Source organism: Pantoea pleuroti (assembly GCF_014156615.1).
GTDB classification, from domain to species: Bacteria; Pseudomonadota; Gammaproteobacteria; order Enterobacterales; family Enterobacteriaceae; genus Pantoea; species Pantoea agglomerans.
In genome coordinates this window covers 456,544-473,335 of sequence record NZ_SBFD01000004.1, presented here as the reverse complement: position 1 = coordinate 473,335, position 16,792 = coordinate 456,544, and the positions used below count along the sequence as shown (strand labels likewise).

At 50.4% G+C, this 16,792-nt stretch carries 17 protein-coding genes and 2 pseudogenes; 12 read left to right on the top strand and 7 right to left on the bottom strand.

The features are described from left to right. The first annotated feature begins 294 nt into the window (after positions 1–294). The 4 genes from EPG66_RS13100 to EPG66_RS13085 all read left to right on the top strand — a co-directional run bounded on the left by EPG66_RS13100 (position 295) and on the right by EPG66_RS13085 (position 3,157). Positions 295–825, top strand: coding sequence for a DUF2778 domain-containing protein (locus EPG66_RS13100; RefSeq protein ID WP_182687132.1), 531 nt, complete (start codon positions 295–297; stop codon positions 823–825). Further along, a complete protein-coding gene (locus EPG66_RS13095; RefSeq protein WP_083069397.1) occupies positions 803–1,075 on the top strand; it encodes a hypothetical protein in 273 nt (90 codons plus the stop codon). Before EPG66_RS13100 ends, EPG66_RS13095 begins: the two co-directional genes overlap by 23 nt. Before the next feature lie 566 nt (positions 1,076–1,641). After that, positions 1,642–2,343 carry a glutathione S-transferase family protein gene (locus tag EPG66_RS13090; protein WP_182687130.1) on the top strand — a complete coding sequence of 234 codons (702 nt, stop codon included), beginning with the start codon at positions 1,642–1,644 and terminating at the stop codon, positions 2,341–2,343. 250 nt (positions 2,344–2,593) lie between these two features. Further along, positions 2,594–3,157, top strand: a complete 564-nt coding sequence (locus EPG66_RS13085; RefSeq protein ID WP_033786788.1) for a TetR/AcrR family transcriptional regulator — start codon at positions 2,594–2,596, stop codon at positions 3,155–3,157. 126 nt (positions 3,158–3,283) lie between these two features. Here EPG66_RS13085 and EPG66_RS13080 read toward each other — a convergent pair. Further along, positions 3,284–3,667, bottom strand: a pseudogene (locus EPG66_RS13080) (terminase gpP N-terminus-related DNA-binding protein); the annotation flags it as partial. A 234-nt stretch (positions 3,668–3,901) separates the two neighbouring features. Here EPG66_RS13080 and EPG66_RS13075 point away from each other — a divergent pair. Both EPG66_RS13075 and EPG66_RS13070 read left to right on the top strand, forming a co-directional pair. Further along, positions 3,902–6,109 (top strand): DUF4401 domain-containing protein, encoded by a 2,208-nt coding sequence (locus tag EPG66_RS13075; protein ID WP_182687128.1) that lies wholly within the window; start codon positions 3,902–3,904, stop codon positions 6,107–6,109. After that, positions 6,102–6,632, top strand: a complete 531-nt coding sequence (locus tag EPG66_RS13070; protein WP_083069394.1) for a GDYXXLXY domain-containing protein — start codon at positions 6,102–6,104, stop codon at positions 6,630–6,632. The genes EPG66_RS13075 and EPG66_RS13070 overlap by 8 nt, the downstream gene beginning before the upstream one ends. 68 nt (positions 6,633–6,700) lie before the next feature. Here the strand turns inward: EPG66_RS13070 and EPG66_RS13065 are convergent. Then, positions 6,701–6,892 (bottom strand): annotated as a pseudogene (locus tag EPG66_RS13065) (Rid family hydrolase); the annotation flags it as partial. A gap of 138 nt (positions 6,893–7,030) precedes the next feature. On the opposite strand from EPG66_RS13065, the gene EPG66_RS13060 reads away from it, so the two are divergent. After that, on the top strand, positions 7,031–7,426 hold the full coding sequence (locus EPG66_RS13060; protein ID WP_069026903.1) for a VOC family protein: 396 nt from the start codon (positions 7,031–7,033) through the stop codon (positions 7,424–7,426). 584 nt (positions 7,427–8,010) lie between these two features. After that, complete coding sequence (locus tag EPG66_RS13055; RefSeq protein WP_083069392.1) at positions 8,011–8,424, top strand: hypothetical protein; 414 nt, start codon at positions 8,011–8,013, stop codon at positions 8,422–8,424. A 594-nt stretch (positions 8,425–9,018) separates the two neighbouring features. On the opposite strand, the gene EPG66_RS13050 is transcribed toward EPG66_RS13055, so the two are convergent. From EPG66_RS13050 to EPG66_RS13040, 3 genes are all read right to left on the bottom strand, one after another. Further along, a complete protein-coding gene (locus EPG66_RS13050) occupies positions 9,019–9,624 on the bottom strand; it encodes a hypothetical protein (protein ID WP_083069391.1) in 606 nt (201 codons plus the stop codon). A gap of 201 nt (positions 9,625–9,825) precedes the next feature. Next, complete coding sequence (locus EPG66_RS13045; protein ID WP_083069895.1) at positions 9,826–10,173, bottom strand: cupin domain-containing protein; 348 nt, start codon at positions 10,171–10,173, stop codon at positions 9,826–9,828. A gap of 329 nt (positions 10,174–10,502) precedes the next feature. Further along, positions 10,503–11,291 carry an enhanced serine sensitivity protein SseB C-terminal domain-containing protein gene (locus EPG66_RS13040; protein WP_083069390.1) on the bottom strand — a complete coding sequence of 263 codons (789 nt, stop codon included), beginning with the start codon at positions 11,289–11,291 and terminating at the stop codon, positions 10,503–10,505. Positions 11,292–11,730: 439 nt separating this feature from the next. Between EPG66_RS13040 and EPG66_RS13035 the strand changes: the two genes are divergently transcribed. The 3 genes from EPG66_RS13035 to EPG66_RS13025 all read left to right on the top strand — a co-directional run bounded on the left by EPG66_RS13035 (position 11,731) and on the right by EPG66_RS13025 (position 14,377). Then, on the top strand, positions 11,731–12,339 hold the full coding sequence (locus EPG66_RS13035; RefSeq protein ID WP_182687126.1) for a dTMP kinase: 609 nt from the start codon (positions 11,731–11,733) through the stop codon (positions 12,337–12,339). Between the two features lie 334 nt (positions 12,340–12,673). Continuing rightward, on the top strand, positions 12,674–13,987 hold the full coding sequence (locus tag EPG66_RS13030; RefSeq protein ID WP_182687124.1) for an NAD(P)/FAD-dependent oxidoreductase: 1,314 nt from the start codon (positions 12,674–12,676) through the stop codon (positions 13,985–13,987). Positions 13,988–14,002: 15 nt separating this feature from the next. Next, positions 14,003–14,377: a Rossmann-fold NAD(P)-binding domain-containing protein gene (locus EPG66_RS13025; RefSeq protein ID WP_083069388.1), complete on the top strand. Its 375-nt coding sequence runs from the start codon at positions 14,003–14,005 to the stop codon at positions 14,375–14,377. A gap of 144 nt (positions 14,378–14,521) precedes the next feature. Here the strand turns inward: EPG66_RS13025 and EPG66_RS13020 are convergent, their stop codons facing one another. After that, positions 14,522–15,268, bottom strand: coding sequence for an NADPH-dependent F420 reductase (locus EPG66_RS13020; RefSeq protein WP_031594295.1), 747 nt, complete (start codon positions 15,266–15,268; stop codon positions 14,522–14,524). Between the two features lie 99 nt (positions 15,269–15,367). On the opposite strand from EPG66_RS13020, the gene EPG66_RS13015 reads away from it, so the two are divergent. Then, entirely contained in the window at positions 15,368–15,736 is a 369-nt protein-coding gene (locus tag EPG66_RS13015; RefSeq protein ID WP_031594296.1) for a winged helix-turn-helix transcriptional regulator, read from the top strand. A 174-nt stretch (positions 15,737–15,910) separates the two neighbouring features. Here EPG66_RS13015 and EPG66_RS13010 read toward each other — a convergent pair whose 3' ends face one another. Then, positions 15,911–16,480 carry a DUF4142 domain-containing protein gene (locus tag EPG66_RS13010; RefSeq protein ID WP_182687122.1) on the bottom strand — a complete coding sequence of 190 codons (570 nt, stop codon included), beginning with the start codon at positions 16,478–16,480 and terminating at the stop codon, positions 15,911–15,913. Positions 16,481–16,792: the final 312 nt, after the last annotated feature.

The window sequence follows — 16,792 nt, the reverse complement described above, 5'->3', positions numbered from 1 at the left end:
TGCCAGTTAACTGGCCGTCTTGCTGCAAGCCTGACGGTCCGCTCTTCGCTCATAGCGGACATTCGCCTGACTGTCCGCTAAGTGCCATAAGCGGACGTCAGTATTTGTGCTGAAGGATCGCGCCGAAGGCCTCTTGCGGGGTGCGGCAAGTAGTCTTATGATAAATAAGGCTGTCAGGTTCGCATGAGATGAACTCTGGCTGTCAAGCGCCCGCCTGCCCGTTAACTTCTCTATTAAGGAATGGTAGCATTGCCCGGTTCATTGGCATGCCTTATAACCTACAGGGAGCGTTTAATGCAGTTAATGAGAATGACCTACGACGATCTGACAAAGGGCGGCGGCGAGGCAAAGCTGCACGTTTACGGCGTGGGTACCTTCCCGGTCTTTTCCGGCCAAAAGCCTTATACCAATGATCCAAACTGTACCTACAAGCCTAACAGTGCCATTCCGGTCGGGCGCTACTGGATTGTTCCGCGTCCTGAAGGCAGTATCGCTAACCAGATCAGAGGATGGGCCGTCGACACCTGGAACAACTCAAATCATTCAGAGTGGTTTGCGCTCTTTGATTCGAAAACGATGAGTGATTCCATCTTCATCAATGGCGTTGCCCGCGGCGGTTTCCGCCTGCATCCTCTTCGGCCAGACGGCTCCGGAGAAAGTGAAGGGTGTATCACCTTCGTGCGGCGTACTGATTTCTATACGGTAAGACAGGCGCTGCTCCGGAGAAAAACAATCCGCGTGCCGGGTTCGCGAAACAGCTTGATGGCATACGGCTATGTTGACGTTCAGGGAGAAACTAACTTTGCAAACTGCAAAATTCGCTAGAAAAGCAGCGGGTTTTTTCGTCTGCTTTATTGTGGCCTTTATGGTGTCGCGTTACGGGATGCCACTCTATCCGCTGACGGCGTGGCTCGTTGAACATTCTCACCAAATTTTCAGCAGTTATCAGGATGACGTATACGAAGCCGGTACGGATCCGGTTACGTTCTTTTCCCTTTTGACCGTTATCGCGTTTTACGCTTTAGCCATGTATTGGTTAGTAAAAATGACAATTAAAAAAGTAAAACGTGGATAGACTGGTTGCAGTAAAAACCGGGGGTTTTATGCTGCCCTGCAACTCTGTCTGAAAAATCAACACCAAAAAGGGTTCGCGAGCGGGTGTTATATTTATTATGGCAGAACGTCCCTGCCGCTATTATTTTGACGTCCGCTTTTCGCTCAAAGCCACAGCGGCCGCTCATTTTTGTGACCAGTGATGATGCCCACACCAGTCGGCTTCATGGGCTGATCTAACCGCTACTACCTCACCCCGTGGCCCTTGCGCTTCCGGACTACCAGCCGGCTCTTCCTGTTGGCCAGCAGCCCGCATGGCAACCAGTCGACAGTAATTGCCAATATGTAACTCACCTGAAAACTCGTTTGAATCGAACCTCTCCACTCATTTGCATTTTTCATCCCTCCGGCGTCATTGCCCCCCTTCTTCAGTTATGCCTCCGCTGAAATATCGTATCAAGCAGGAAGGTCACCAAAAAATTAACCTAACAAGTGTTAGACATGTGTTGACGTGTTTTGCTTTGACCGCTAATGTTTACCTACCTAACGTTAGTTAGATACCCCAACCATCAACCTGTAGGATCGACCATGACTGCTAAACTTCAGCTTTTTACATCACCTTCGGCCTTTCCTAATCCACAGCGCCTGCGGCTTTTCATGCACGAAAAGGGCATCGCTGACCAGTTTTCCGAGACCATCTATGACATGTCCCCTGGAGGAGAGCAGCGTGGCTGGCGACATTTGAATATGAATCCGTGGGGCGAAACACCTACCCTTGAACTGGCTGACGGTAGTTATATTTCTGAAACGGCTGCCATCGTTCGCTATCTTGATCAGGAGTATCCGGGCCGCAAGATTATGGGAGAAACAGCACTGGAACAGGGTCTGGATAATATGTGGGATAACCGGGTGTGGGTGCATATCCTGTACCGCATCGTTACAGCGTTCCACGTGTTGCACACCGGCCTCGGCTTCAAGCTGGAATTGACCAAAAATGAGGCCTGGGGTGAACACTGCCGTAAAGAAGTTTTGGCTCACGCCGCGCTGGTTAATCGCCATCTGTCAGACGGCCGCGAATGGCTGCTTGGCGGCGATGCCCCGACCTTCTCGGATATGACTCTGGCGACCGCGATCGCCTTCTCGAAATTCCCGGTCAATGCCACTCCACTGGACGAGCGTTTTGAGTTCTTAGATGCGTACTGGCAGCGCTGGACAAAACGTCCTGCCTTCCAGGCGGCCTACGCCGATCGCAACAGCGGCATTCCTGAGCTGGATTCGCCAACCCGGTAATAGCGCCACTCAATGTAAACTCCGGTACGCCGGGTTCGTTATCTACTGACTTTCCCGGTGACCAGAGTGCTTATGATAGCGTCGGCTGTCGATGTTACTTGCTAAACCATGATGGAATGACTTCTGCCTGAGCACCCTGGATGCATTGAACTTACTGTTTTTCATGGCAATCACCCTGTCACCCGGTAAGCGTTTGCTGTAAATTAGCGTTCTCTATTTAAGAGATCATCCCAATACCAAAGGCATCAAGATGAGCGTCAACACCAGGGAAGCCATTTTGCAGGCGGCCAGGAAAATTGCCCAATCTCAGGGCTATAACGGTTTGAATTTCCGCGACCTCGCGCAGGATGTGGGTATCAAAGCGGCGAGTATTTACTACTATTTTCCAGGCAAAGCCGAGTTGGGTATTGCCGTTGCCAGACGATACTGGGAGGACGGTGCGCTCGCGCTCGAGATGATCGAATCAGAAAGCCCATCACCCATTGATGCGCTGCGTCGCTTTCCTGAAATCTTCCGAAGATCACTTGAGGCCGAAAATCGTCTCTGCCTGGGCAGTTTCATGGGCGCTGAAAAAGATACTTTACCTCCTGAAATGAATGCAGAAATACAGAAGTTTGCTGATGTGAACATTGCATGGCTGAACAAACTTCTCGTGGCTGCGAAGGTGTGCGATTCAGGTGAGAGTGAATCCAGAGCGCGTGCAATTTTCACGGCCATTGCCGGTGCCCAGCTTATCGCCAGAAGTCGCTCAGATATCTCGCTTTTTGATTCACTGGTGGATTCATACCGCGCCTTCGGACCTCTGCCAGCATAGCAACTGCCCGCAATCCGATTCAGTGAATGGGCGGTTTTCTGCAGCGCGCCCAATGCGGCGCGGCGTCCGGTAGCGTATGTGCTTTTCCACTCAGGAACTCACCCCTTTAAATCAATGCGCTACGGGCCAGAACGGATAGGCGCTGTGTGTCAGGCTGGACGGGGTGGAAAAGTGAGTTTGGCGCCACTTCGTGCAGCGCCATGCCGGACGCCACTTTCTGCAGTTCCTGAAACTTCGGGATCCAAAAATATTCATTCAGGTACAGGTTGCCGTAATAACTCTGCACGGTACGGGCGTTGGTGTCTAAGAAATACAAGCGCGCGGCGATGGTCAGTTGCATCTGATCCAACGGGCCATAGTCGCCCACTTATCACGCTTAATCCAGCTGTGCACGGTTGCGGATTTCTCTCCCAGCATTTCAGCAACGCGGGTGATGCGGTACGCCTGAGAGTACAGCAGTAAAGCCTGCCTGCGGGGATCGAGTTCGTCGGGGGCGGATGTCATGTTCACGCAGCCAAAATACGGCCACGATACTATTTGATCAAAATAATGCGGCAGATTGCGCAGAGTTCCCCCTCCCCTTTGATTTACGCTGTTATATCCTGGAAAAGATGTTTACATTTGTTCAGCAAAATCATCGGCCGCTCAGCAGAGCGTTACTGACCGACACTCGGATTGATCGCAGGGAAGAACAGCCGTTAACTTCATCATCAAAGTCATACCGCAAACAGAGGCAGGGAAAGAATGAGGGAGCTTGCACCCGATGGCATCACCGGGATGCCGTCACGGACGGCAGAGTATCTTTGTCGCCAGATCGCACGCCTGCTGAAAGGAGGAAGCCTGACCCCGGAGACCTGCGAGCGTATCTTTGCTTTCTGTGGAATCAGACCGTCAGATGCTCAGTGGCGTCAGTTTCTTATCCCGGTTCTTTCCTGTCTGGGATTACTGTCATTGGTTGCCGGAGCGGTGTTCTTTGTTGCCTGGAACTGGGCCTGGCTGCCAAAAATGGCGAAATTTGCCCTGGCCGAGCTGTTGATCGTCGCGCTGGCGGTGATTGTCTGGTGGCGCTGGTACAGCACGCTGGCACGCAACGCATTACTGGCGACAGGGTTAAGCTTCGGTGCCCTTTTTGCGCTGTATGGACAGATTTATCAGACCGGTGCTGACAGCTGGGAGCTATTTCGGGCCTGGTTATACGTTCTTCTGCCGCTGGCGCTGATTGCCAGGCAAAACAGCCTGTGGTTTTGCAGCTGGCTGGTCGCTAACCTGGCGTTCCAGCTCTATTACAACACCCTGCCGTCGTCACTTCTGGATCTCGCCGCGTCTGACAGTTTAACCAGGCTCCCGCCCACTGTGCTCTACGCATATCTGGCGTTGCTGGCAGCCTGCCTGATTGTCAGGGAAGCGCTAGCCTGGTGCGCGATAACGCATCATCCCAAGAGCTGGCTGGCAAGCCGCTGGTTCTCGCGAGTCATGGCGGGATTTTTACTGCTTCAGCTGACCGCCATCGTGGCCGGGAACCTCTCTGACTGGGGCGGCGGTGACCACCTTCCTTATATCACCGGCGGTTGGGTGATCACCCTGCTGGCAGGTTATTACCTGTACCGTTACCGCTATCAGGATCTCTGCATGCTGACGCTGGGCATTGCCAGCCTGACCGTGGTTGGCTGTGCGCTAATTATGCAGTTATTTCTTTTAGCCTACGATACGGGTGATCTGTTTTTGACTGGCATCCTGTTGGCATTCTGGGTGGCGGTAAATGGTTCAATTCTGCTGAAGTGGCAACGCAAACTGGTTGAAAAGGGGCCAATCGATCTGGTTCCGGCCAGGCTGACCTTACTGACAGACACTTTGCGTCAGCAGGGTTTGCTGAACGCCTCACAGGTTGAGGAAATTAAGCAACGCGGTCACGCATCCGACCTGCCCTGGTATCTCAGGCTGGCGCTAAGCGTCGGAGGCTGGGTCGCAGCGATCATCATTCTGTTACTGATGATACTGATGCTCTATGCCACTGATCTGCTGGAAGACCCGAACGCTGCGACCCTTATTATTCCTTCGCTGCTGCTTGCCGCCATTGCGCGTGGCCTGTTAAGCAGTCAGCGTGACGGTAAACATCACCTCGGGCTGGCATGGGCGATTGCGGCAACGTGCGGGCTGATAACTGGCGTTCTGCTGCAAATCCAGAGCAATGATGCCAGCTTTATTATGCTGAGTTCACTGACTGCCTTGCCGATCCTGGCCGCAATGGCGATGGCGATGCCCGACCGTACTTATCGGTTTATGGCCATCACTGCCCTGACCTTTTTCCTGGTGCTGGCGGGCCATTCTGTGGCCCGGCTTTACCTGTCTCCGGTGGCTGCACGCCTTGCTGTGTCCGTACTGGTGGCGGCAGTCGTATTTTTGTGGATGTGGACTGTCAGTCATCAGCTTTGGTTACGGTCAGGGCCGTATGCTGACGCGGTACACCCCCTGCTGTATGGCATACCTTGTGGTCTGATGTTGCTGAGTTTCCTTGGGATTAACGCGGCGTATCTCACGGATTTCCTCTGGTCAGCATCGCAATTTTCCACGCTTCAGTCCGCGACAGGTACAGGAATCGCGGCTGGCTTAGTGCTGAGTGCGCTCAGTCAGAAAAGGCACAGCCAGCCGCTGTTTTCGATCATCACGCTGCCCGCTGCGCTTATCTGCGGGGCCGCCGCCCTCTATGCACCGGGTATAGGGCTGGGATTGTGGTTAATTCTGATGGCACGTTATCAGGGAAGTCTGGGGTTGCTGGTGGTCAGTGGCGGTTTCATGGTGCTGTATGTCATTGGCTGGTATTACTTCCTGGAGGTAATTCTGCTGCAGAAATCCCTGCTGCTGCTGGTCAGTGGTCTGGTTTTACTGGGGCTGGCATGGGGAGTCAAAAAAGTATTACCTGCACAAATCGGAGGTGCCAGTGAAAATGCATAAACAGAGCCGATGGCTGGCTGGCGCTGTGATAGCGCTGGCGCTGATAGCCGTCAATGTCAGCATCTGGCAAAAAGAGCAGTTGCTGAAGCAAGGCGCGGTCATGATTTTACCTCTTGCCCCGGTTGACCCGCGATCCCTGATGCAGGGTGATTACATGGCGCTGAACTATGCCCTCACCCGCCCGCTGGAAATGGCGTTGTATCAACAGGCTGAGTCCTGCGGCGCGACCCTGTCAGCGCCATGCCTGCCCACCAGCGGAACCCTGATTGTTGACCTCGATGCGCAGCGTCACGCGACTCAGGCCCGTTTTGATCAGGGTGAACCTCTGCAGCCAAATCAGCTGCGGGTAAAATACCATCAACATTATGGCTCGCTGACCATCGGCACCAACGCTTATTTCTTTCAGGAAGGTCATGCCGACAGATTCGCGCAGGCACGTTACGGGGAATTCCGGGTGGGAAGCGATGGCACGGCCCTCCTGACGGATCTGCTTGATGAGCAGGGTAAGGTGATTCAGCCTTAACTAAGCGAGACGTACACTGCCCTGCCCCAAAAACCTGACAGGCGGCCTTAATGTCCGGATGCTCCAGTCAGATAGTCAAACGTACAACCTGCCGCCGCAAGCGTTGTTGTCAGATTTGCAAAGGTCATTTTTACCGTAGCCGTAAAATCGGGTTCCGGGGTGCCATTGTCTCGGCTGCCTGTCTGACCCGGGACAAACAGCAAACCGCCTGAACGGATGGCAGCAGCATAACCATGCTGCTGATAGCGGGCGAACTGAATTCAGCGTTTTGCCAGAAGCGGACATGGCTTACCTATGCTGCTTTAATCTCAAGAGAAATGCCTGACTCTCTTTCTGACTTGAACTACAACATGTACGGACTACATTAAGATTTCTCATTTCATTCAGGAGAATTGGTAATGTTTAGTCATGTTCACGTTGGCGCGAGAGATCTCAACGCATTAGTGGCTTTCTATGAACCTCTGCTTGCGAAGTTAGGCTTTGAACAGATGCCAGAGGGTAATGGCGGTCAGGCTAAAGGGGTTGGCTGGAAATATCCTTATAAACGATGGCCTCAGTTTTACGTGCAGGTGCCTGAAAATGGCCTTCCTTCAACCTGGGGAAACGGTATGCAGGTCAGTTTTTTAGTCGCTTCTCAGGAAGAAGTTCAGGAGATTTGGCACCTCGCCATGAAAATGGGAGGTGCCGACGAGGGTAAACCTGGTTTCAGAGAATACGCTTCAGACTTCTATGCGGCTTATTGTCGGGATCCGGAAGGGAATAAGCTGTGCTTTGTCCACGCTCCTGAAGAATAAATGCAGAAGACCGGGCCACTGTTCTCATGTTGTCTGTACAATCTCCGCCTGGCGCTTATAGGACGTCAGTCCCCCTTCTTCCCTGAGGCGGATATTTTCAGACAAGCAATAGCCCGGTGAAGCGTTATGAACATTGCTGGGCTGGCTCATCATGTCACAGGCTGCCAGATAGAGGTGACCTGCAGGTATTGCCCCTTTCAAGCCGCCCACGTGATACGGGCATTGCTGACGCATGCCATACCTTAGCTGCCTTTATTGTCCAGCCAGAGTGATGGAACAGCAGTTGATAAGGGCAGTATTGCAATGGTGCCGGTTAGTGATCCTGACTTCTGCTTTGCCAGATGATGTGCGATCAGATCCTTCTGCTCAGCAAAATTTCGATTTATTCAACAACGTCCGTTGCATCATTATGAAGTAATGATTAAAGCATCATTTTACCTCTAATTGATTTTGCTATAAGGTTCTTCTGCTCGCGCAACTATACAGAGGATGCTGCGCCGGAAGCCTGTTTTGCTATAAACCTCGCGGCGAAAATTTAAGCGGATACGCTGCATCAATATAGCTGCTCAGACATAGAGAAAATTATGACGAACATTACTAACGACAACTGGATTAGGGTATCTGTGATATCAGCAATATTTAGTAGTGTCGTGGGTTCATTACTGGTTTTAACCTATCTTTCCTGGGGAAAAAGCAGTACACCCGTAGTGGGTATGATTTTCACTTATTTTTTTATCGTCATGACGAGTATTATTGGGACCACGATGGGCTCTTTAATAATTGGCATGCCATTAGCGATGATTTCAAAGCGATTTTATCCTGACGCTTCCCTGAGGGGGAGCTTTTTTATCATATGCTCTGCACTCTTCATTTGGCTGGTTGTACTGGCATGGCCTGTTATCCGGATATGTGAAACGCCTTATTCGGATGTTTTGCTTTTAAGCCCCTATGCTTTCTGTTCAGCTGCCGCCCTTGCTTATCTGGTTTACTGGGATTGATGAGTAACATATCAATCAGGATCGGGGCAGAAGGACCGTTAAAAAAGGAACTAATAGTATCATTTTTCAGCCAGACATATGGAAAGAGGTGAGTCCAGGGTGTCGAAATTCCGATGCTTTCCGACACACCTATGAGTAGTTTTAATTACAGACTCATCTGGTTGTTAATTAGATAATGTCTACGTGACAGCACGTGACAACATTTTGCCAGCCAGATAATTATGGATTATGCTCGAAATACTGTTTATCCATCTCGACAAGTTTCTTTTGTAAACCTGTCTCACCTTCAACCACTTCGTAAAATTTACTGTGAGTATAAAGATAAATATGCTCGGATGACGCAAAAATAAACATGTCTGGTGAAGCCATATTTTTGAAGCGACTTATCAATTTGGGCTGTAAAAAGATGACATCATTCCCAACCTGAGGATTATTTTTCCACTCAATAAAGATAGCGATTTTCTATTCCCCCCATTTACATCGGCTTTTTCTTTAAAAAACCCCAGTAGGTAATAGTATAAATTAAACCTGTAGTATCTACCGTGCCACACATGCAAAGAGCGTACTCATGATTACTTTTACTCATCCAGTAAATTACCACCCTATCGACTTGCACTGACTGAATTCCGTTTTTGGAACAATGAGCGCCATATGGTTTTCTGCCATGCACTGTTTAAAAACCTGCTCTTTGTAATGCCCCACCTGTAAACCCAGCATGGTGCTGGACCGTTCCGCTGCGTTCTTTTCAATGTAATAGCCACAATTTTCTTTGAAATCCTGAGGATTATCGCTATGAGACATCGACCATCTCAGTTGAGTTTCAGCTGCACCAGCTGACTGATGCTGAGGGGCGACTTTTGCTGTTGTAGAGCCAGAAAAGAGTGGATTGCCCAGTAATCTCTGTGCAAAGCGTTGGTTTTCACCGGTTATATGGCCGGTTTTACACAGCTGCAGATAGGCCTGCGAAAGGCGTTGCTCCTCAGCATCGGCAGCATGGGTGCATTCCTCAAGGACTTGTTCATTGGTCTTAGCCGGTTTTTTATCTGTGGATCTCCAGTAACTATTTTTAAAGTCCGGAACTGTGCCTTCAGTGGTGCCAAAAGGGCAAAGTGCACTGGCGCAACCCTGTAAAAACATGGGCACCCACGTCAGCATCAGTACACGTAACAAGGGAAAGGCTTTGAGACTATTTATATTCATTTTATTTTCACTTTAGTCAGCTGCGGACATGGGGTCTGAGCAATGTCATTATTTTTAATGTTCCGCTTTTCGCTCATAGCGGACCTACCAGAAGGCAGGTCAGGTTTGTGCCATAAGCAGGCGTTGCAAATACTCAGGTACGTTAACATTTAGCGCGCTGGCCTTACCTTAAGACAAGCCATAGCCGTTGTTCATAAATCGTCAGCAGGATGAAGGGAGGTCAGAACGATCTCCTCGCGTCGTTGGGTGCGAAATTACAATAAATTCCAGGGGAAACTCAGTGTCGTTTCTGGCTTGATGCTTTGACCCTGGTGGAATTTCTAGCCCCTGCAGGGCGTTAATATTATGCATCTGACCTTCCAGCTCCATTGAAAGAACACCATCGAGAACAAAGAAAAACTGTCTGGAAACGGAGTGAAAGTGTCGCTTTTCATAAGTGCCGGCAGGCATTTTCTCATGAATAACCAGCATGTCCTGACGGTTCACCAGATACCAACCATCGCAATCGTCACCCCAGAAATAATGGTCTGCATTTTCCTTTGAAATCATCATCCGTATCCTATTTACATGCGCCCATCTATAAAGACCTTAAGAAAGTTATACCGAAAAATGCTATCGATTCGCAACAGGTTATGATTTGATTATTTACCTAAAGATCTGAACTGCATCGTTCAACATATCTATTAGTTATCAATGTATTGGGATAGCAGAATTTTATCTGGCCACAATGTCCCATTCTCGCTCATAGCGGAAATAGATAAATCCACCCTGGATCACCTATTTCAGTCACTATCACTGGCACTGTTGAAACCGGAGATCAAAGTCACCCCCGATTTACTACGCTGGTTACAAGACAACATTCAGAAGCCGTTCAGCGTTCAGCGTCCAAACATGCCCTTTAGTTTTTGCTTCATGCTCCGGACATAGAATGGCGTAAACTGCGACCTGATATGTGAGTCCAGACCTTTGTCGTTCTGGCCAAGGCGCATCAGATCCACCGCCTGCCCATCCGGAGAGGTATCCGCTGCGACAAGACCCGCACCACGCATCACCTCTTGCACATCACCGCTCATTTCCACCCCCACCAGATAATGCGGTTTATCATCGACTGACGGGTCGTGCATTAAAACCAGGAATGCACGGCTGACCCCGGGACATTTTGCAAACCAGGCAGATAACTCTTTCAGAAGCCTGTCCGGAACAACGGCAGGTACTCCCACTAATACCTGTGTTTCTTCCTCAACCACCCTTGTCTGCGGCAGGCGACCCGTTCCTTCCGCCAGCATGGCTTCTATTTCTTCCGGCACAAACTCCTTTCCGTAATCCGACCTTGGATTAAGAAACACACCCTCTCCCCGCGTCATTTCAAAAAAGGCTCTGGCAGGCAACTTCATGTATTTACTTTCCTGGCTGATGGCGCGCTGCAGGGTGGCAAGCGAGCTGAATACCGGAATGACAGGCGTTCCATCCGGTTTTTCCCAGTGCTGAATCGAGATATTCTCACCCGCCTTTAGTTCGACCTCACCATCACCCGTTGTCCCTCCGGAACTACCAAGGACGTAAAGCGATGAATCTAACAGTACCCGGTAAAACTCAGGTCGTTCTGCTGGATGATCGGCCGCCAGTTTTAAAGCAGTCTCCAGTTTGATTGCCTTTTCGTCAGACATTTAACCACCTTAGGCAGGATTGGATTAGGATCAATTTAACAAAGGTTTATGAGCATAATATAGATAATTTCTACTCGCCAGATTTCTGCACGTACCGGGGGATTGTCTTTGAGGGCTCGTTATTGCGATTAAGGACATGCGTTTGAATGGGTAAATGGCAGAACAGGCACGATCTTTTCCGTTTTCCAGACGCTTCCCTTAAACTACACCGCACAGGCCTCAACTATTAAGCTTACCTGACTGACATCCTGTTCTATAAACTCGTACGTCAGAACCGTTACCAGCGTGTTCACCAGGGTCTGTTTAAAAATCATGTTCACGCTGACGTGCCTGACGGCTACAGAGAACGATGTAAATTCAGCTATTCAAACCAGGAAAATAAGATGTTTTTACCAGATGGACGATTCACAAAAATCTTAACTCACTTCTCATTCCTGGCATGAGTCGTCAGCTGTTTGTTTCTCTGGATGGGCCCAAGGGAACCGGTAAAACCACCCTGCTGGAGTCCATTACGAAAGTACTAAGAGCAGATAACAGGAAGGTGATCCGACTTAGTGAGCAAAAAAGCGATCCCTTCAGGCCGGAAACAATGGCGCTGGTTAACAGGCTCGCCAGAAATCCCTCCGTCGAACTGGAGCAGGAAATTTGTGAACGCTTTGCCGTTAGCCGAGCCTGGATTTCACAGAACGTACTCACCAAGCAGCCTGAGAACTGTATTATCCTGATGGATCGCTGGTATCCGTCTGATGCCGCGTTTCGGCGGCTGGTGCCCTTTGCAGAGATTTTGCAGCGAAACATTGAGCTCAACGTGCGAGCGCCAGACCTGCATGTCGGGGTGGTCACGGCACCTGAAGTTTCATGGGAACGAGCCGCGGCACGATCGCGTGGGCTGGGCAGTACAGTCATTCACAGGCTGGAAGAGCATGTCGCTTGCACCAGAGTGTTCGAGCAGGAGATGACCAACCACGGCTGGTTTTTATGTCGCAATGAAGGAACCATAGAAGAGGCAACGATGCAGGTCATTGCTGAAATCTATAAAACGCTTTGATGCCGTACAGGCATCGTTTTCACGGGCGGATCCTCACTCGAAATAGCCCGTTAACAGGACGACCTGTTCCGTTTCGCTCTCCCCTGCTCGGGCCTCATGAATATATCGCCTCTGCAGATCACTGTTTTCGGTCTTTGACACCAGAAAATAAACCCCATAACAGTCGCGTTATCATCTCTTCTTCGAAAATTCGTGCCACCTTTGGTTGTTAACTCAAAAATCATCCACCTGAATTTTACTTGTCTGAAATCAACATTAGTCAGATTACCGCTGGCACAGATATCCCGCTTTAACTTATAAAATTGCTTTATTTTTCAGATAAGGGCACAGGGAATTGCGCTACGCATCGATACCATTTAATCACAATCAACTGGGCTGGCCTGCGGGTGAGCATTGTTTTCCGCTGCAGCCCATGCTGCGAGAGGATATCACTGCCGACTGGGTTATCGTCGGCGCGGGATTTGCAGGTGTTGCCTTTGCGCGCCGCCTGGCTGAAATTAATCCTTGTCTGAAAATTATCATCGTCGACGCGCACAGCACATGGGAAAGCGCATCGGCACGTAATTCCGGGTTTGTTATCGGTCTGCCTCATAATATTGGCAGCTCGACCGCTGAATTAAATAAGGCCAACGCTTACCGTAACCTGCTTCAGGAAGGCATTCGTCAACTGGAGCAGGTTATTTCTCAGCATCATCTTCAGTGTGACTGGGAACAGGTTGGTAAATATCACTGCCAGGCTGAGCGTGGCAACGATCGCATTTTAAAGGAGTACGCCAGCCACCTCGATTTAATGGATGAGCCATGGCAGATGTCAGACAGCGAGGAGCTTTACCTTAAACTCGGTACGCGCTTTTACAGCAAAGGGATATACACACCAGGCTGTGTGCTGGTTAATCCGGCGCAGTTGGTCGCCGGGCTAAACCACTATTTACCTGAAAATGTTCAACGGTTCGATAATACACCAGTGCTGGGGATCCGCTACGGCAGCGTAGCTGAAGTGCTGACACCATTTGGCACCATTAAAACGCCAAAGGTGATGCTGGCCACCAATGCATTATCGCCAGAGTTGCGACCGGGACTTTCGCGTCAGGCTGCAATGGCGACCTTCGCCAGCATTACCGATCCACTGACCGATGAACAACTGGCTACTCTGCCTCCCATGCAGAGCTGGGGGCTTACGCCGGTTAATGCGATTGCCGGTGCAACCTTCCGTTTTACCTCAGACCGCCGTTTCCTGATTCGCCAGCACGTGATACCCGCACTTAGCGGTCAGGTGAATGCCGCGCAGACCTGGCAGGCGACCCGGCTGCATCAGCGCTTATTTCATAAAGTCTATCCGACCCTGGGCAGCGTAAAGATAACCCACACCTGGTCCGGCACCATCAGTGTTACGCGAAACGGCGCGCCTGAATGGGGCATGCTGAACAACTTTATCTGTACGGCGGGTGGCTGTAATGGCGCAGGCGTTTCAAAACAGACCGTGGCGGGCAGTCTGCTGGCGGATTTCATGATGAAACAGGACAACCCGCATATTGCGGATATGCTGTCGCTGGGCAAGGCCAGTTTCATGCCGCCATCGCCGGCGCTGGATATCGGCATAAAACTGTCACTGATGAAAGAGCGTTATCTGGGCCGTAAAGAGGTCTGATAATCCGTAACTGTAATGGTCGATACACGGGATATTGCTGAAGTGGCCGCAATTAAACTGATAAGGCGCAACCAGGCCGGCGAAGAATTACCGGTCGAAACGCTCAATCTCGTGGGGCCAGATACGCTGACCGGAGAAGAGGCAGCAGCAGCCTGGCAACAGCTTCTGGGCCGTCCGGTAATTTATGGAGGAGATAATCCGGATGCATTCGAAGCCAATATGGCGGAGTTTATGCCGCGCTGGATGGCGTATGAAATGCGGCTGATGGCTGAACGTTACGTCAGTGATGGGATGCTTCCACAGGAGGGCGACCGGGAACGTCTGGTCACCCTGCCTGGCCGCCCACTGCATACCTATCGCGACTTCATTACCGCACTCGCCGGTCAGTAATCTGGATCTGAGGCTTAAGGACAAGCCTGTAGAGCAATGCCGTGGACAATTGATGCCTGAGCCAGCAAGCCACCATGCAAAAATATTCTCAGATCAATCTTTATCCAGAACTTTAATGCAGACAGATTATCCTTCCCGGACGATTTAAACCGGCCAGTTTATGGCACGGTTATTTTCGATAATATCCTGATGAGAGGGCGCATCACCCAGCGTCGCGAAACTGGCATAAAGCTGTGGCAGCCGGGTCAGCCCTTCGCCCTTTCTGGCCAACGGCAGAGCTCGCAGCATTACGGGCGCTTCCCAGTCACAGCAGTAACAAGGTGTGCAGGGCTGCTGACGCCATGATTCAGCGATAGTCCCAGAGAACACAGGATCAAAGCCTGTGTCGTTAACCAGTGACATGGCCGTCTGCACAGCTTCAGGATGATCTCCCGCTACGGCAACCGCCAGACGACCCCGACTTCCCTGCGGCTGGCCCAGCTCGGCGAGCGAGTCGGCAAGGATGTTATTAAAAGCTTTAACCACAGGGTGCCCGATCTGCTCCTGAACCCATTCGCTTTCGGTCTGCCCATTATCCAGTGCAGTAATCGGTGCGTCGCGCAGGCCAGGATAGTAGTTGCTGGTGTCGATCACCGGGACATGGGGTGGAAGGTGATCGAAAAGCCCATCAGGCAGGCTGCTAAGTGCCGGCAGCGGAATGGAGAGAATCACGGCTTCGACGTCTGTAACCGCTCCCCTGATGTCTGTGGGTTCTGCATTAATTTCACCCGCAAAAACACGCACGCCATCAACTCCACGTGAATTAGCGATTTTTACCTTGTGCCCCGCTTCACTGAGCTTACGTGCCAGGGTACCACCGATATTACCTGTGCCAATTACGCCGATTTTCATATTTCGCTCCTGATTCTGTGGTGAGTGAGATACCCTACATATTCACTGAATAAACAACAAGAACCGACAAAATAGTGGGTTACTAACCTGAAGGTAAGTATGGAAAGAGACTGGCGTTGTGATATTCCGGAACAGCGACTGGTGTGGGCTCAGGCTACCACCGAAGCGCTGAAGATTATTGAAGGTAAATGGAAGACAATTATTATCTGTCAGCTTTTCGCCGCTAAAGGCCCGCTGCGCTTTTCAGAGCTGGAGCGCCGGATTGAGGGCGTAAATCAAAAAATGCTGATCCAGCAGCTTAAGCAACTGGAACAGGATGGCATCGTGACACGCACGGTTTATCCCGAAGTTCCACCGCGTGTTGAGTACTCACTTACCGATCTGGGAAAAGCGCTTGGGCCATCAATGACTGCTCTGATTGACTGGGCCTTCCTGCGTCGTGAAACGCTGGGGCTTGATGGCTCCTGAAGCTCGCAATTCAAGCCAGTTATACCGATGTGTCTGAGCGCAGGGCATGGCTGTTCAGGCAAAGGCTGGCGTAACGAGAGAGAAACTCCAGCCGATGGTGGATTATGTCGTTTCTGGCTGGTCCCGATGATCCCGTAACAGCACTTGCGGATAATTCGGAACCAGCCAGCCTGGTTACATCGCCATGTGCTGGGCGGACTTCAGATGCTGTTCTACAACAGGGGTATGCGCGTCAGCCAGCGCCTTCACATCCGGATCCTTTATCTTCGTCGCGTCGCTCTTCAACGTCGACAGCACCATCTTATGATCCATTATTCCGGCGTTTTCCATATACATTTTGTCAAAGGCACCGCCGCTCTGCTTTTCCAGCTTGTCGGCCATGGCCTTATGTTTAGCGTCTGGCGCAGTCGGTAATGTCACCTCTTTTTGCTTAGCAACCGCCTGAACTTTTGTCAGGGCACTGCCATGATCTGCGACCATCTTCTGTGCAAAGGTTTTAACTTCTGCACTTTGTGTTTTGTTCAGCGCAATTTTGGCGGCGGCAATTTCATTGATATTGGCCTGCGCCATATCCTTCAGTGCTTTTTCATCACCAGGGCTGAGCTTGTCATTCTTTACGGTCTGCGGTGTATTCCCACCCTGCGGGGCGCTTGTCTGCGTCTCAGCCTGTACGCTGGCAGTGCTGAAGAGAGCGACGACAGCTGATATAGCCAGCCATCCTTTATAGCTTTTATTAGTTTTCATTTTGAACTCCTGCATATTATGGGAAGACCGATATCAGAAAAATTCTGCTCACAATTACCTGCTCCGTCTCATGAGTCGTCATGTTTTCTACCTCACTTAAGGTGTCTTATGTAGCAGAGTGATTAAGCGTTGTACTAAAATCAGGTAATCGCAAGTATAAACAATGAATTGCAGCAGCATAAAAATAAAGATAATGTATTCCGCCTCGCTTAAAGCCGAAAATTTATCTATTGTTAGCAAGGGTTTCAGCATAAAATTTATACGAAATATCAAAACATCGTACAGCTTTTCTTTGATTAATTTGAGATAATT

What these genes read in the sequence shown, in the direction of transcription:
- EPG66_RS13090 (WP_182687130.1), top strand. Translation starts at nt 1,642, where the DNA reads ATGACTGCTAAACTTCAGCTTTTTACATCACCTTCGGCCTTTCCTAAT.
- EPG66_RS13045 (WP_083069895.1), bottom strand. Translation starts at nt 10,173, where the DNA reads ATGATTTCAAAGGAAAATGCAGACCATTATTTCTGGGGTGACGATTGC.
- EPG66_RS13025 (WP_083069388.1), top strand. Translation starts at nt 14,003, where the DNA reads ATGGTCGATACACGGGATATTGCTGAAGTGGCCGCAATTAAACTGATA.
- EPG66_RS13015 (WP_031594296.1), top strand. Translation starts at nt 15,368, where the DNA reads ATGGAAAGAGACTGGCGTTGTGATATTCCGGAACAGCGACTGGTGTGG.
- EPG66_RS13070 (WP_083069394.1), top strand. Translation starts at nt 6,102, where the DNA reads ATGCATAAACAGAGCCGATGGCTGGCTGGCGCTGTGATAGCGCTGGCG.
- EPG66_RS13100 (WP_182687132.1), top strand. Translation starts at nt 295, where the DNA reads ATGCAGTTAATGAGAATGACCTACGACGATCTGACAAAGGGCGGCGGC.
- EPG66_RS13075 (WP_182687128.1), top strand. Translation starts at nt 3,902, where the DNA reads ATGAGGGAGCTTGCACCCGATGGCATCACCGGGATGCCGTCACGGACG.
- EPG66_RS13035 (WP_182687126.1), top strand. Translation starts at nt 11,731, where the DNA reads ATGAGTCGTCAGCTGTTTGTTTCTCTGGATGGGCCCAAGGGAACCGGT.
- EPG66_RS13010 (WP_182687122.1), bottom strand. Translation starts at nt 16,480, where the DNA reads ATGAAAACTAATAAAAGCTATAAAGGATGGCTGGCTATATCAGCTGTC.
- EPG66_RS13060 (WP_069026903.1), top strand. Translation starts at nt 7,031, where the DNA reads ATGTTTAGTCATGTTCACGTTGGCGCGAGAGATCTCAACGCATTAGTG.
- EPG66_RS13020 (WP_031594295.1), bottom strand. Translation starts at nt 15,268, where the DNA reads ATGAAAATCGGCGTAATTGGCACAGGTAATATCGGTGGTACCCTGGCA.
- EPG66_RS13085 (WP_033786788.1), top strand. Translation starts at nt 2,594, where the DNA reads ATGAGCGTCAACACCAGGGAAGCCATTTTGCAGGCGGCCAGGAAAATT.
- EPG66_RS13050 (WP_083069391.1), bottom strand. Translation starts at nt 9,624, where the DNA reads ATGAATATAAATAGTCTCAAAGCCTTTCCCTTGTTACGTGTACTGATG.
- EPG66_RS13040 (WP_083069390.1), bottom strand. Translation starts at nt 11,291, where the DNA reads ATGTCTGACGAAAAGGCAATCAAACTGGAGACTGCTTTAAAACTGGCG.
- EPG66_RS13055 (WP_083069392.1), top strand. Translation starts at nt 8,011, where the DNA reads ATGACGAACATTACTAACGACAACTGGATTAGGGTATCTGTGATATCA.